This is a genomic window from Massilia scottii (genome assembly GCF_030846495.1).
Taxonomy (GTDB): domain Bacteria; phylum Pseudomonadota; class Gammaproteobacteria; order Burkholderiales; family Burkholderiaceae_D; genus Telluria_A; species Telluria_A violaceinigra.
Genome location: NZ_JAVCWM010000014.1, coordinates 207,902 through 223,300, shown reverse-complemented (window position 1 = coordinate 223,300; position 15,399 = coordinate 207,902). Strand labels below are relative to the sequence as shown.

Below are 15,399 nucleotides of genomic sequence, written 5' to 3'. Positions count from 1 at the left end.
TATTCACATTACTTCATCCGAAAATTTTTTTGACGTTTAGACACTTCCCGTCTAACATCGTCGTGTGACTGATGGTGACGCTGATTGGCAAGAACTGGCTCGCTACGTTTGTTTCGTTGTGGTCGTCGGCACAGCAAAGGCAGCGCCGTCGGTTTGAATAATGCTTTCGTAAGCGAGGGGCACAAATTGCTGGAAATTGTTGCTGGGATAGTTTTTGCGTTGGTCGCGTATCAGGTATACCTACACCAATATTTCAAGGGGGCGAGGTTCTTGCTTGTGAGAGGCGGCATTGCTCGACATACTGGGGATTGCAACGATCTGAACCAACATGTTGAAGACCTCAAGTCCACTTATGCCGACGTGAAGTCGACCGATTACGGCCGTAGCGACCTTTCCGATACGAGTCACTACAATATGAGACGTCGGACTTGGCAGGAGTTCGGGACAAGCAATCGCGTGCATAATTGCTCCGGGTCCGTATTAAAGAATGCGAGCAGTCAGCCCTTCAAATACCTATGCAAGTACTTCGACATTAAGGGAGACGAGGAAACACTGTCCAGGTTTGAACACGTGCTCAACAATTTCGCGGCAGCCGAGCAAGGCAAATACTTGCTAGAAAATGAGCGCAATCACATCATTTCGATGGTTGACGACAACATCCCCAAGATTATTTCTGCATTCAGCAAAAAACGACTGATTCGGGAGCTCGGGTTCCGGCCGATCGATCTCAGCAATTTGTATTTTCCCGTTTATACGTTCCGCTACATATCCGCAGGCGGCAACAGTTCTGCCAAGTGTGATATCAAATTGGATATCGCGAATCTAGATAAGTTTATTGCTTACTTGAGCGACGTAGTCAAATTCAGGAATAGCGTCGCAGGGCAGCGGGCTTTGATGACCTCCAGTCTACGCGAAAAAATCAAACAGCGAGACAACTACACTTGTCAAGGCTGCCGGCTCTCAGCTCACCAGGTGACGAATCTGCTACTCGAGATAGATCACATCATCCCTCTGGCGCGCGGCGGCATGACCTGCGAATCAAATTTGCAAACCTTGTGCTGGAAATGTAACCGAACCAAGGGCGCGAAAGTCTTGCAGGCTTAGTAAAACGCGGATGGGCTCCGTATAATCATCGCTGGTTTGACCGTTCAGGTCAGTGCCGCCGACAGTCTATTGGGAAAAATCCCGGCGCCAGCTTGGCGCCCCGCAGCGGCCGGAAGCCGGTGAGAGTGAGTAATGAAAGTTGGCGAGTTGATAGCCGAAAGACTCGGGTGGTCATGCGCCTTAGTAGGACTGCCGAGCTTTTTTGCGATGACTGAATCATGGTGGATCAGCATAATTGCGGCGTTGGGCGTCTATATCCTTATGACCTACCCGTACAAGCGGGGCGCGAACTCAGCTGAGGACGCGTATCACCGTCATGCTGGCCTCGGCAAGTATTTCGTGATGACCGGTCCAACCGATAACCCATAGGAAAAAATGGAAGGCGTACACGGCATGTCCACAGTGTCGACGGAGTTAGACGAGTTGCAAGAAATCGCGCGGGTGGCAACTCGCACCGCACTTGAAGGTACGAGCGCATACCTCCGGAGTGGGACAAGAATCTAACCCTTGGAACGCACTTTGACGGCGATGATCGTATCTTTGAGCTGAACATTGCTGCGGGGCGACCAGCCGATGCAGTGGTGATCAGTTCTGCCAGGGTCAACCGAAAGACGAAGAAGGCCGTTGTCGTAATCTCAAATTTGACGGAAAAACCCATGCGGATCGATTCGGTGCTCTATCTTGTTGATCCAGGCGCTCGCCCAGCTTACTACTTGGTCGCTGAGCACCTGTGGGGGGCTGACGCTAATATTGACTCTGATGGCGATAGTTCAAGTACTGACGACATCCATTGGACTGAGCTATCTCTTCGCCTTCGCGGAGGCGGTCAAGACGCTGAGGTTCACGTGGATCCGATCTCGACGCAACCGCTTGTGTTGAAGATTCGATCATCGGATGCCAGCATTGTTCGCCGAGTGGCAGAGTACTTGCAGGAGCATTCAGGCGGAACAATACGAGAACAAGTAGCGCATACCTGAACAGGACGGAAAAGTGGAATAGTCGACAATGGGACAAAATCGAGACCTAAGTAGAAAAGCCCAAGAGCCATCCCCTGCGGCAGCTAGGTGTCTCCCGAAATCAGGCCAACTGGTAGTGATATCGGACGGTGTCTACGAGGGCGACGTCGTTGAGGGCGTACGGTATCCATCTCCTGAGCACATGTCGGGATGGTGGCTGACGACCGACCGATATGACGGCGACATCAAGTCATTGAAAACCGTCCATTTTCAACATATTGCGGAGTTGCGACCCGACCTGTATGACTTCCTCAGTCTGGCATTCGGGTACCGCTTTTTTTCCGGCGACGGCCGTACTTGGTTCGATCATGAAGTAGCAGAATCCGAACCTTAATCATCGGAAAAACCATGGCTACGCAAAAATGCTGGTCCCTGAAGTACGTCGCAGGCAACCCTGCGGTGTTCTCCCGCGTGACTACAGGATTCGTCCGGTCCTGGTCGGTGGTCGACGCGGGGGAAGTGCTGGAATCCGCAGCGAGGATCGCGGCGAACGGCTGGCGTGTTTGGGTTGAACACGCGGTAACTGGCGAACGCAACTTCGAAAGCGACGTTGAGAAGTCGTACAAGTTGGCTGCCACGACAGCGGCCTGAGCACCAAGGAAAAGATCGTGAATCCAGTCGTCCAAGAACATGCTCCATGCCCCCGTTGCGGAAGGCAGCCAGTAGCCACTAAAGGCAAGGCCTATTGACCGAGAGGTACGAAACGGAGCACTTTCCTGGCATGTCTTCTGGCTGGCACGCCAATGGGGGCCAAGAAAGCCGCCCTGGCGGCTTGGACGACGATGTAAAACATGCCAGAATCGGCTGAGGAAAATCGCTTTCGCACGCGAAAGTGCAACATCGAGGAAGAAGACGTGAGGAAATTTACGGATTTTTTGAAGGGCGGACGTAAATGTGCCCTCCGCGGTCTACCGACGATCACTTTAAGCGTTTTGAAAAAGGAATATTTCAAAGTGTTCACGGCGCCCAATCCCTACGTCACGGAGACTATCCACAATTCCGAGCGAGAGGTCGTGGGGAGCACCTTGTATGGAGTGTCGCCTTTAACAGACCGTTTGTACCTTTTTAAGCTTGAGATTCTACCCCCATACAGGCGGAAAGGGTATGGGCTAGCGTTGCTTACGTCCCTTGCAAAGACATATCGCTTACCGATCACAGTCGTCCAGCCGATAAGTCCAGCCATCTTGTTCTGGGATAGTGCTCGTAAAGAGCTTGCTGATGCTGTGCCTATGACGCAATCCCTATCAGGGAACGAGATGGATGAGGAGAAGGTTCGATGGAGTCACCTTAAGCCAAAGATTGATCAGCTTGAGAGGGCGATACTTGAGCGGCATCTGCGCGGAGAGCCGTATGCTCTGGCGGTTGGCCGCGGACTTGATGAGTAATCGCCTGGCGGTTCCCACAAACGTATGATAAGCGAGGAAAATACGATGAAGAACTTGAGCTGGCGAGTCCCTGTCCTAACGGTTTTCGCAATGTGGTTAGTTGCATGCGATTCGCATCAAGAACCGACAACCGATGTAGAATGGCAAGCATTTTGCGAAGCTCCAGATAGCTTTGAGCGAATTAAGGCAATCACCGACGAGGCGAAACGTCAAAGGGTGGGTAGTACCTGTGCCCGCGCTCCGTGGAAAAAATTTGTGCCGAGCAAGCCGCAAGCTTTCTAACGGAAAATCCAGTGCTTCGGCGCCCGCTACCTGGTTGTGGTGGTCAAGTAAATTTGGGCACTACGATAGGTTTTACTGCTGGAGCGTAATCCCGTTACGCGAGTCGACCAAAGCTAAGCAAAGGAGCAAGAATGCGCCGAACTGGACCGGCCGCAACGGCTGGTGTTGCGCCAGCACCAGCAACATAGGCGGAACTAGGCATCAGGCGTCTCACCGGTGCAAATCACCAGTGAAATACTGATTCCGATCAGAACGGTTCCAGGAGCGATGCATCAAACCACACGTCCTCGTAGCCTTCATTATCGATCATGAATTTAAATCCCGGAGCAAGAGCGAGGTAGGGCACAACTTGCGGGGCAAACTCGCCGATATGGCTAAGGTGCAGCGGCTGATAAAATTCTGTCTCGGATGAGTAATCGCCGCCCCAAATGAACCAGCCATCGGTGCCATTTACCGGCTTACGGCGCACCCCGGTGATCGGCATTTTCGACAGGCTGTCGATCGCAATGCCGATCTTGAGGTGAGGATCCGGCAGAACCACGTCCGATGAATACTGCTGACATACTTCTTTTTGGCGGGCGAGCACCGCTGGGGATTTCAAATCGATGATAGTCATGGCTAAATTTTAGTATGCATGCATTTGGAAAAAGCTGACGCCATACCGCCCTGTTGGCTTGAACAGCGAGGACAGTGCGGCTGAACGGCAGCGATACTTGTTTGATGTGCGATATCGTTGGTACCGGTGCGGTAGTGCTCGACCGCAAGGCCATCGATGTGATCAGCAACCATTCGCGGGGCGATTGTACCGCAAACCACGCATGGAAGCCCCTGAACCGCGGCATCTTGTGCCGCAACCGGCCCGCACTGCCGCACACGTTTGTACTTTGCAATACCCTTTTTCGGGGTAAATAGGTTCTTATCGGGAATTCCATGATTATTCGTGGGAATCGAGGCCCCTGTTGCGTCGAGGGTAGTACCAGCGAGGCCAAACGGATCGATGTATCGTAGTGGGTTCGGTGCGTAGCTGAATAAATTGAAGCCACCATCCAGTCCAATCGGGTCCAGGCTGACAAAACGGCCCACAGCGGGGTCGTAGTAGCGGAACCGGTTGTAGTGCAATCCCGTTTCCTCGTCAAACTGCTGACCCTGGAAACGGAACGGCTGACTGACCGGATGCTCGTTGATAGACCCCGCGAGCGAAGCGCTTGCCCGGGCATGCTCGCCGAGCGTTTGCAATCGGGCCTCGCCCCAGACCTTATAGTCGGCAGACCAGGCAATCCTGCCATTCGCATCTGTGAGCTCCTGCGGTGTACCGGCCTGATCATTTTGGTACCAGTAGATCTTCTGGTTTTGAATCGTGGCCAACGGGGCGAACGAGTCAGGCTCAAACACAAATAGTTCGTTTTTACTGCCGCGCCGGCTTTCCAGAAGAAGGTCGCCATCCCACAGGAACTCCGTGACGCCGAACGTGTCGGACTTCCGGGTGCGCCGGCCCAACGCGTCGTACTCGAATCCCGTCGTCTGGGTCACTCCATGACGTACGACGGTTGCACGCTGCAGTTGATGCAGGGCGTTCCAGCCAAATTCGGCTCGCTCATGCGCACCTTTGGCCCGCGTGCTGACGTTTCCATAGGAATCGTAGGTGTAACGAAGGTCCTGATACACACCCAGGCGGTTGCCGCGGACGATGCCGACCGTTGCAGGCTGCTGAATGTTGCCAGCTGGGTCGAAGGCAAATGATTCTTGACGTTCACCTGTCGCTGCCAAAATGCGGCCAACCGGGTCGTATCGGTAGTGCATCTGGTTGCGCAGGCTGTCGGTCTTAGTGATGAGCTTGCCTGAAGGGTCATAGCGATAGGTCCGCTCGATGGCGACACCAGTGGACCCTTCCAGACCGTTGCCATTACCTTTGCCGGACACCACACGGTGGCGCGACAGCCGTCCCATCGGGTCGTATTGGTAGGCGCTTTCGAGCGCGCCCTGGCTGCGCGCGGTTTCGCGGTGCAGCGCGTCACGCTCGATATCAGCGATCACTTGCCGTTGTCCGGTTTCCTCCAGGCCGATCTGGTGCAAGTGGCCCGAACCATAGTACAACCAATCAAGCGCGCGCTCGTCCGGCAGCACAGTGCGGGTTCGGTTACCGATCATGTCGTAGCTGTGCGCCAGTTCGCGTGGCGCGCCGCCTGCCAACGTCTGGCATTCCCCGGTTAACTGTCCACTTGCATCGTACGCGAAGGCGATCCGCGCTGCAGCATTGTCTGCCGCGATCAGGCGCCCAACGGCGTCGAAGCTGAAGTAGGCGTGGCAGTCTGGTTCGCCTTGGGGTAATTTGGCCACCACCCGGCCAAGCGCGTCGCGATCAAAGAAAGTGACTTTGCCCGGGCCCGCATCAGTGCCCCCCGCCTCGACCAGATGAGTCAGTTCACCCAGGCAGTTGTAGCAATAGCGCTGGTGGCGACCGTCAAAACCGATCTCATCGGACAGACGGTCCGAAAGATCGTAAATGAAGGCGGTGCTCTCACCGTTCTCGTTGGTTAGGCTGGTGAGGCGTCCAATCGCATCATAGCCATATGTCAAATGATGGCCATTTGCATCGGTTCGTTGGATCAGTTCGGTATGGGCATTGTAACGGTAGGTGGTACGGGCGCCGCAGGCATCGGTGTGGGATAACAAGCGCCCCTCAGCGGTCCAACTATATTCCTGCACACCGCCTGCAGCGTCGGTGAGCTTGACCAGGCGACCCACCTGATCCCATTGATATCTCGTCACTTGACCCAACGCATCGCGACGGCACACTAAGCGTCCGAGGCGGTCGTACTCGAACGTGGTAACGTGGCCGGAGCAATCGGTAAAGCTGGCTAATTCGCCTGCACGAGTCCATTCCAGCGCGGTTGAACCGCCGCGTGCATCGGTGATCGCCGTGGGAAGCCCGCAGCTGTCATTGTTGTATTGGGCGACGCGTTCAAGTGGATCGATGACGGCAACAATATTGCCGCGGATATCGTATTGGCGCCGCCAGTCATGCTGTAAAGGGTCGGTCAACTTGACCGGCAGATCAAGCTGGTTATATTCGATGGACGTGCGGGCACCTGTCGCATCGACAAAATCGATCAGGTTGCCGCGCCCGTCATAGCGATAGTGACTTTGTCTACCCAAGGCATCGGCAGCGCCACGCTGGTTGCCGTTTGCGTCGGTCGGGGTCTCCACGCGCACGCCATCGGGCCCGGTAGTGGCGATAATTTCCTTGCGTTCGTCATACTCATAGATGGTGGTGCGCCCAATGCCATCAGTGATACGGGTGATGCGGGCACGGTCGAGGTACTCGAAAGTCAGGCCGCGACCATCGACGGCGGCGTAGGAGCGCACCACCCGACCGAATGTCGAGTACTCGTCGTACTCGGCGCAGTAGCGTGCACCGTCCGGCTCCGTGTACGCGACAAGAATGTGATTGTGCCACTCATACTCGCGGCAGCCGTTTTGCGCATCCGTGTGGGAGATGAGGTCGCCCTCGGCACTATACGCGTAGTGGGCTAACACATGAACTTCCTCGTTTTCCACGGGAAGCAAGGTCACCGAGGTCAGCATGCTGGCCGCATTCCATGCGAGGTGCAAGCGCCGCCCGGCGCTGTCAGTGATCAACTGCGGGCGCTGTGCTTCAAAAGGGTCGTCATTGGGTGCGGGATATTGAAGGCTAATGGTATTGCCATTGCGATCGACGATTGATGTCAGCGGCAAGATAAAAAAATCTTCGCGCTCGCGTCGGAACTGCAGTGTTTGCCCATCCTTAAAAACAATTTCCCACACATGTACCGACGGTCGGCGTACGGTCAGTTGTTCGTAGGCGTCAAAGAGTTCAGCGCCGCATTCGACCGAAGGCAGCCGCACTGCACGTCCACCGGCATCGTGATACGCAATGCCATTGGCAGCCAAGTGCAGCGTCACCCCGAGCGGGGTGCTCCACCCTTGGCCGAACCAGGCGCTGGACGCATCGCCCGAGCGATAAGTGCGATTCCACTCGATTTGTAGCGTGCCAGGGAGGGAAAAGTCGACTTGGGAAAGCGATTTTTCGCCGGTTGCGATGATGACCGGCTTACCCCTAACGCACAGCTTGCATGTGCCTTTGGGCAAATCCGCTTGGCCGACGACCACGGGTTGCGTCGAGTTCTCTTTCCCTTTCGAGCGGGCGGACAGTTTCGCACTCGCCTTACCAAGCGCGGCCAGCAGCGCAGAAACGCCGACCCGGATCAAAAACGAGGCCAGTTTTTTGCGTTCGGCGGCGATTTGCGCTGGGCTCATGGGCTTGCTCCAACGATCCACCATCGCCTTCAATTCGTCCGCCGCGCCGTCCACTGCCGAGATGGCGCCCTTGATACGCTGAACCGCCGCCGCGCCGCCCGCAAGTTGGCCCACGACAGGAACGGCAGACACCGCCATCAGTGCGGCAGTCTGCGCCAGGGCCATCACCGTATCCTTGGACATCAAGGCGTCAAGCATGGCTTGGGCGTCGTCTTTCGCGGCGTCGCCAAAATCCTTCAGCGTCATGCCAGAAGCAATCTGACCACCGTTCTGAATGGCGGTTTTCAAGGCCGGCGGTAACATGCTCCACAACGAATTGACGCCGGTCTTGACGCCATGCATGACCGCGTTACGCTTCTCGATGTAGACATTTTTCATCCACGACAAAAAGCCATTGTCCCCATCGACCTGCGCTGTATTGCGCCCGACAATGACGATCGGGACATGCTTGCCTTGCCCCATATAGCTTTCGCTATGGGCCAAACGCGTTTTGTGATCGTAAACGGTGCCTGCCGGGTTGTTGATCTTGGTACTGATATTAAAATGGGGCGCGATACCGGGATCACCCTTTGGCTTGAGGAACACTGGATCAGCCGGTTGCGCTGCCACGCCCTTCGAGTGCTGGCTCACCAAATCGTTATTGTCAGTCCGTACGTTTGTTGGCATGGCGTCTGGGGTTTCGAAGTCAGTTGGGGGAGCGTTCGAGCACGCAGGCGGCGGTTTCGCCGCTTGGCGAGATCGACCAGTTCAGGACCGTATTGATGTGCTCTATTTTCTGTTGATGCAAGCTGGCCGGCAGTAGCCAGCCGATAACCCCGCCCGCCGCGCCAGTTTGTCCCAGCAAGGTCGCTGGCCGCCATTGCGGCAAGGCGGTGGTTTGACTGAATATCACCCGGCTCAAGGCCGTCGACTCGAGATGGGCACGCCAGTCCGAACCATCCATATCGCTTTCAAGATGACTGATGTTGGAAGGCTCCATGCCAGCGGCAGCCAGTGCGCCGCTGAGCGCTTGACTGAGTGGACTCGCGTCTGGCTTCGTGGCGCCGGGTCCCCAGTGCTCGTCCGCGTTGAAAAAAGCGGGGCGGTGCAATGCAAAGTCGCCAGCTGGCAGCTCACTGATGGAATCGGCGCGCTGCAGCAGCACACAGGCCGCCGCTTCTCCCGGTACATATCCTTCCGCATTGCCGGGCCGGTGTAGCCAGTCTGCGGCCGCTGCCTGCTGCAGGAGCTCAGGGGTGCACGCCGAGTCGACCGCCGCGATCATGACATGCTGCAGGCGCGGGTTGGTGGCGAGCGAGCGGTAGGCATACTCGAGCGCGAGCCAGGCGCCGCTGGCTCCGGCCGGCACGATGAGCCTGGAACGGGGGCGCTGAACCCAGCCAGTGTAACGAAGGAGCATCGCACCCAGCTCGGTAGCCAGGCGCTTGCCATCAGCCGGGAGTAGCCAACGCGGCAGGACGACGATTTCCATACATTCGTCCTCCAGCTGATGAGTCAGGTAATCGGCGCCGTCCATCGCTTCGGCTACCGCCGGGAATAGCAGTGCCGCAAGGCGCTCAACGGGGGCCAGTTGCGCGGTTACACTGTGGCAGTCGGCAATGGTAAACGGGTCGGCGAAGCCGTCCAGGTCAACCCGGCGCATGCGGCGAGCCTGGGTCAGCCAGGAAGAGGTGGTTTGAAGCGTGGAGTTGCCGATAGCAGTTACGAGTCCGCTGGAGCGGATTGCCAATACAGGTGAGGGAAAAGTGCTCATATGCGGATTTCTATAGTTAGCTGGAAGGCGGCGCTATGACGCCTCGAAGTTAAATTGCGCTCAACTCGTCGGAAAATGCGGCGACCATCATTGCTGACTGCTGGCGGCGCGTGACGTCGAAAGGCGACAGTGGCAGCGCATGCTGCGCAAGCGCTGCGCGCTCGATGTACAACCATTTGCGCAAGCCGTGGCTGACCTCCATCAGCGCACTGTCCCACGCCGGTACCGGCATCACTATTGGGGCGCCATTGCGCAAGCGCATACTTGCGGCTTGGGTAGGCATTGCCAGAATCGCCTGGAGGTCCCATTCGCAGACATCGGCATCGTTGCTCAAGGTCAGGTGAGCGCGCCGGCAAGCACGCAGCAATGCCGCACGCAGCGCAACTGACTTGGCGCGCTTGTCATTCGGCGCGCAACGCGCTTCGACCGGCACTTCGCCCAGTGTCAACTGCAAAATGTCGGCCTCAAATGCGCTGATGGGGCCATCGGCCTGCGCCATCATGGCGCAGGCCTCAACGACGCCATCGACAAAGCCAGTCAGCGCCACGATGCGCGCGCGCAGCGGCGGCGCAAGGTCAGCACGGAGCGCCGCATGGTTGGCAAGCGCGCGCGCGTCGCGTGCGATGGCAATTGCCCAAGCTTGCTCGACGTACGCGGGGTCCAGCGGCAAGGCCAACTGCAGCAAGGCGTTGTCGGCAATGCTCGGGTCTTCGCCGATGAGTGTCATTGCCGTTGCACAGTGCATCGGTTCGCCTGCGGCCAAGCTGTCGTGGGCGAAGCGCCGGGTCGCGCCGGTGGCCGCGCCCATTCGAGCCAGGGCGATGTGCGCAGAGGCGCTCAAGGCCGTATTGTCAAGAAGATCGGCAATCTGCGCGTGCAAGCTTTTGACGTCGCGCAGTCCGGCCATTTCCACGGCAAATTGTCGTAGTTGGCCAGCGCCGTCGGCGCTGTTGAATAACTGAACGATGTGGGAGTTGTCATCAGTAAGGACCCCGCTGGTGACAGGATAGAACCAGCATGCATCGCGCACTGCCTGTGGAAAGTCGCTGAGATAGCGTACGGCTAGTTGGGCCAGTGTAGCGTCGCGCAGTTGCACCGCCAGCGCGACACGCACGAATACCGCTGCATCTTTTGCCGCCCCATCCAGCGACCCAATTAAATCATCGGCCGCAGCAACTGCCTGCTGGCCGTATAACGCGGCGCTCTGAACCAGTTGATCCAAGGCCTCGTCAGGAACGCGCAAAGCCATCAGATTGAGAGACGCGTTGTTGGCCATCATAATGCGCCGGCGACGGGCACGCAGGGCCTGGTCCAGCATCTCGTCCAGCATGCCGGGCAACGGCGGAAGGCGGCGGCTTATTCTTGGCAATTCAGTTGAGGTCAATGCTAGCCCCTTCGATGCGATTAGCGCCAATGGCCGCCGAGAGAACTTCGGCCCCCTCGATCCGCGCCTTGCCGTCGAGGGTCAGGCGTATGAGCGCTTCACCGCAGCGCAATTCCAGCGTGGCCAGTGCCGCCAGGTTCAGGCGGGCGGCACGAATATGCAGCGTGCCGGTGTCAGCGTCAAATTTGAGCGGAGGCTCAATCTGCTCCTGATGTAGCGGCCAGGCGGCGACGATCAGCAGCGGTGCGGCCTGCCCGCCATCCAGGACGGCTACCTGCTGGCCGGCGGCGACCGACAGGATATGCGTCGCCAGGACGGCGTCTGCGATCACCCCATCAATATCGATCGCGCATCGCGCGCCATCGACTGTCCTGACGGTGGCGCTGCGATAGCTCATCGACGCCGCTGGTGCGCGTTGTGAAACGGAATGGCCAAATGATTGCATATGCGTCTTCCAAAAATGGGTGGCTGCGTCATGCGGCCGGGTTGGCGGTTTTAAACAAGCGCACCGAGCGAACTGCGTCTGCTTGCTGGCCACTTGGCACGAGCGCGCGCCATATTATCGACAGCCTGTCGTGGTCGGGTTCGATAATGATGGTGTCGGCGGTCATCGCGGTTGGCGCTGGCATATGGCCGGCCGCCGTGCGCGCTTGCACCGCCAAGGCAAGCGCTGGAAACGTGCAATCGATGATGGCTTGCCGAGCCAGGTGGACCAGCCGAATTGCTGTGCCGGCCTGCGGGGCGCGCACCAGCTGCAACTCCGGATGGGCTGCATTGTAGAATCGCGGATTGAAGTCGGTTGGCAGGTCAGGCGAACGCTCGCGTAGCCAGGCGTCGTCGAAAGTGCCTGAATGCTTGCTGCGATGCACGGCATTTTCGGGCCAAAAGCCGAATCCGGCGGGAACCCGCGCGTGGCTACGGCGTCGACTGTCCGCGTGAAGGGCCTCGATCCAGGGTAGATAGGCAGTCTCGTCGCCCTGTTCGATGGCAAATCCGGATGGCCAGTCCGCAAATGCGTAGCTGAGCGGCACACGCTGCACCGTAGTCGCTAGTGCTTTGGCCTTGTGACCCAGCCAACCATCTTGCCAGAAGCGCGGAGCAAACGCGCGCAGTCCACTGCTTTTGTCGCCAATGCGCACTCCCGCGTCTATATATGGGTGAGGGTGGTCAAACGGGGCGGTGGCGTACCCGGCCACCATCACGTCACATGCGGGTTTTGGCGGCGCCAAGTCGTGGTCGAGCCAGATCACTTCATCCTGCAGGCGCGCATGCAGCGCCGCGCGTTGCGCCGGCGCCAGCTCGAGATCGCCAATGCGGCGCTTGACCGGCTGCATGTGAAGACCGACTTGCTGCTCGGCCGGCGCCATGCGGCCAGTGCTGAGCAGCCACGCCCCTTTGGCAATCACCAGGATATGCGATTGTCCCAGGTGATCGCGGTGGGCGCGCGCCAAGGCTGGCAAAGGGGTTTGATTAGTCAACATGCGCGCTGTCGCAGAAACTGCCAAGTGCGCGCTGCGCATGCAGAATCACATTCTGGTGGAGCGTCATGTGTCACCAATACTCTTTCGGCGCTTAGTTGTTATGGATATTCGGGCTGACCAGCGTCACGTTGTCACTACCCGCGATCGTTAATTTTTCGCCTGCAATCTCGATTTCGCCGGATTTTTTCATCGTGATCGAGGATTTTCCGATAGTCAATGTGATACTTTCGCCATCCATCTCCAGCACACTTCCGCTATCGCCGCCGGCGCTGAGCGAGTAGCTGGTGCCGGCCGTGTTGGAATAATCGGCCCCGACCTTGGTGATTTTGTTGGCGCCCACCACGGTGGACATAATCGCGCCGACATTCAGGCTATAGCCCAACCCAACGTTTTCCAACCGTCCCAAGCCGACGTTCTGCATGGACGCCATGCCGATCGTCTCGGTTTTCATCTTGGCGACCTTGATGGACCAGTTCTTACCGATCGTGTCCTTCTCGTTCTTGTCCACGGTCTTGCTGCGGTTAGCGCCGATATGAATGGTTTCGTCCTTGCCAACATCTTCAGTACGATTATCGCCAATACTGATTTTTTCATCATGATCCACCCGTTCGGTACGGTTATTGTGGATCGTAATGGTTTCATCACGGTCCACAGTTTCCTTGCGGTCCCGTTTAATGTGGTTGGTCTCGTCGCGGTCGATTGTCTTACGGCGATCGTTGCCAACCCATTTGTCTTCATCGTGCTCGACCTCGGTGAGCTGATCCTTTTCCGCGTGCAACCACAGTTGCTCCTGCCCCTTCTTGTCTTCGAAGCGTAATGCGTTGGCATTGTCGTAGCCGCCCTTTGGTGTGGAGCGTGTCAGGATGCCGCTCTGAGTCTTGTTTGCCGGAAGCGTCCATGGTGGCATCGTATTGGCATTCGGGACCATTCCGGTGATTACCGGACGGTTGGGATTGCCATCAAGAAACTGAACGAGTACCTCAGTCCCGATGCGGGGGATGAAAGTCATGCCAAAATTTGGTCCCGCCCAGGGGGTCGCGACACGGATCCACGCCGAACTCTTCTCATCATTACTGCCTGCGCGGTCCCAATGAAACTGGACGCGAACCCGGCCATATTCGTCAGTATGGATCTCCTCACCAACAGGACCGACTACAGTTGCCGTCTGTATTCCGTGGATCTTTGTTTCGACGCTGTTGTGATCGCGTCCTGCGCGGAAGGGAATGATCTTACGGATACACGACAAACGATTCTCATAATATGATTCTGATGTATTTTTGACGTGATAGTTATTCGACGCGCTGTGCGTCACCTCCGTGATCAGGAACTCGCGCGCTTGATCGTCGCCTCCGCTGCTACTGGCATCGAAGTGACCAGTCAGTCGAAACCAGCGCCCCGGCATCACAGTGCGGCAATTACCGCTGCCATCGAACTGCTTGCCAGCCGCCTCGACTTCTTCCATGCGGAGCTGGGCCAGGGAACGGCCGCCGCCGCTTTTAAACCCTAAGGCGCCGGTGTATTCGTATGACTCGATATTCGGTACGTCGCCTTGCTGATTGACGCTGGGCAGCGAAGTCAGCGCGGGGTGGGGCGCTTTGAAGTCAAACGACGCTAAGGCTACGCTACCAGTCACGATCTGGCGGCCTGGCGACCATTCCCCCAACCCGTCTTCGTGCGCCGAACCGGCATGCCGCTGAAACGGCACCTCAGGATTTCCATCGATTGGCGCAGTGGCCGTTGAATCGTCGGAGAGGACGAGCTTGTGTCCTGTGGCAGTGTGCTCGAACCAGTAGAAAATCCCCGCGGCGACCCAGCGCCTTTCGAGGAAATTGCGATCGCTTTCGTCGAATTGGCAGCAATCCGTGAACACGTCAGTTGCGCCTTGAACACGCCAGTCCCAGTCGGCCAGCCCGCCATAATCACTGAAGATGCTGGCAGTCTGGTCGTACATTGTAGTGTAATGAAACAGAAAATTATCTTTACGCATGGTCAGATATTTGTACCAAGGACCAAGTTTGGCTTCGTAAAACGATACTCCTCCATCCACCGTTTTTAGTCCAAATCCAAAGATGCGTCCGGTAAAATAACGCATGGAACCGTCGCGCCGCACCAGCTCGACGCACATCATTTTGCCTTGTAGCTCCTTCAGAGAGACGTTTGGGTCGTCAGAGAGCAGTTCGATGGTGAACTCGAATGGTCGTGACAGAGACTCAAAGGCATCGATCCGGTTCACCAGCAGGGTTGACGAAGGTCCGTCGCCGTTCGGAAACGACAATCGCAGCAAGCGGCCGTGCTGACGGTCACTGATCAATTCCTGTAAGCTCATGCGTTCGCTCCTGATGGGTGTTAAAACATCGATGAAACACATCCCGGGCAGGGATAGTAGCGCACCCTCGGTTGTCAATGGGCTCACAATTTCACTCACATATTATAACCTATTGCAAACATTACTTCTGTGTAATATTCGCCACACATGTCATGTTTGTCTACACTCTTCCTTTCGTCTCCGGTGGGCCGACATGAGGATGTCATGCGTGGAAATTTATTCTGCGAAAATCGAACCGTTGGGATCACCCTGTTGTCAAATTAGCGAAATGCCTAAAATTGCCATGAACTTAGTATGCAGCCCATAATCAGATCACAACACGTGCCAGACCGCAGTGGGATATATCGCATTCCACATGCAATCGATGGGTAT

The 15,399-nt window shown here is 56.9% G+C and carries 12 protein-coding genes; 5 read left to right on the top strand and 7 right to left on the bottom strand.

Translation table 11 applies throughout. From position 1 onward, the window contains the following. Positions 1-84: 84 nt before the first annotated feature. From RBA41_RS20475 to trbK, 5 genes are all read left to right on the top strand, one after another. A complete protein-coding gene (locus tag RBA41_RS20475) occupies positions 85-1,104 on the top strand; it encodes an HNH endonuclease (protein WP_306626102.1) in 1,020 nt (339 codons plus the stop codon). Positions 1,105-2,109: 1,005 nt separating this feature from the next. After that, on the top strand, positions 2,110-2,454 hold the full coding sequence (locus tag RBA41_RS33590; RefSeq protein ID WP_445352074.1) for an immunity protein Imm33 domain-containing protein: 345 nt from the start codon (positions 2,110-2,112) through the stop codon (positions 2,452-2,454). Between the two features lie 14 nt (positions 2,455-2,468). Beyond that, entirely contained in the window at positions 2,469-2,711 is a 243-nt protein-coding gene (locus RBA41_RS20470; RefSeq protein WP_306626101.1) for a hypothetical protein, read from the top strand. A gap of 200 nt (positions 2,712-2,911) precedes the next feature. Further along, complete coding sequence (locus tag RBA41_RS33500; RefSeq protein ID WP_374709576.1) at positions 2,912-3,505, top strand: GNAT family N-acetyltransferase; 594 nt, start codon at positions 2,912-2,914, stop codon at positions 3,503-3,505. Between the two features lie 24 nt (positions 3,506-3,529). Further along, positions 3,530-3,787 carry an entry exclusion lipoprotein TrbK gene (gene trbK, locus RBA41_RS33495; protein WP_374709575.1) on the top strand — a complete coding sequence of 86 codons (258 nt, stop codon included), beginning with the start codon at positions 3,530-3,532 and terminating at the stop codon, positions 3,785-3,787. Positions 3,788-4,034: 247 nt separating this feature from the next. Here trbK and RBA41_RS20465 read toward each other — a convergent pair whose 3' ends face one another. The 7 genes from RBA41_RS20465 to RBA41_RS20435 form a co-directional block, all read right to left on the bottom strand. After that, a complete protein-coding gene (locus RBA41_RS20465) occupies positions 4,035-4,403 on the bottom strand; it encodes an immunity protein Imm33 domain-containing protein (RefSeq protein WP_306626100.1) in 369 nt (122 codons plus the stop codon). 2 nt (positions 4,404-4,405) lie between these two features. Beyond that, entirely contained in the window at positions 4,406-8,749 is a 4,344-nt protein-coding gene (locus RBA41_RS20460) for an RHS repeat-associated core domain-containing protein (RefSeq protein WP_306626099.1), read from the bottom strand. A gap of 19 nt (positions 8,750-8,768) precedes the next feature. Next, positions 8,769-9,836 carry a hypothetical protein gene (locus RBA41_RS20455; protein ID WP_306626098.1) on the bottom strand — a complete coding sequence of 356 codons (1,068 nt, stop codon included), beginning with the start codon at positions 9,834-9,836 and terminating at the stop codon, positions 8,769-8,771. A 49-nt stretch (positions 9,837-9,885) separates the two neighbouring features. After that, complete coding sequence (locus RBA41_RS20450) at positions 9,886-11,220, bottom strand: hypothetical protein (RefSeq protein WP_306626097.1); 1,335 nt, start codon at positions 11,218-11,220, stop codon at positions 9,886-9,888. Then, positions 11,207-11,665, bottom strand: a complete 459-nt coding sequence (locus RBA41_RS20445) for a hypothetical protein (protein WP_306626096.1) — start codon at positions 11,663-11,665, stop codon at positions 11,207-11,209. Before RBA41_RS20445 ends, RBA41_RS20450 begins: the two co-directional genes overlap by 14 nt. Before the next feature lie 28 nt (positions 11,666-11,693). Then, positions 11,694-12,701, bottom strand: a complete 1,008-nt coding sequence (locus tag RBA41_RS20440) for a DUF2169 family type VI secretion system accessory protein (RefSeq protein ID WP_306626095.1) — start codon at positions 12,699-12,701, stop codon at positions 11,694-11,696. Between the two features lie 91 nt (positions 12,702-12,792). Further along, positions 12,793-15,027, bottom strand: coding sequence for a type VI secretion system Vgr family protein (locus RBA41_RS20435; RefSeq protein WP_306626094.1), 2,235 nt, complete (start codon positions 15,025-15,027; stop codon positions 12,793-12,795). Positions 15,028-15,399: the final 372 nt, after the last annotated feature.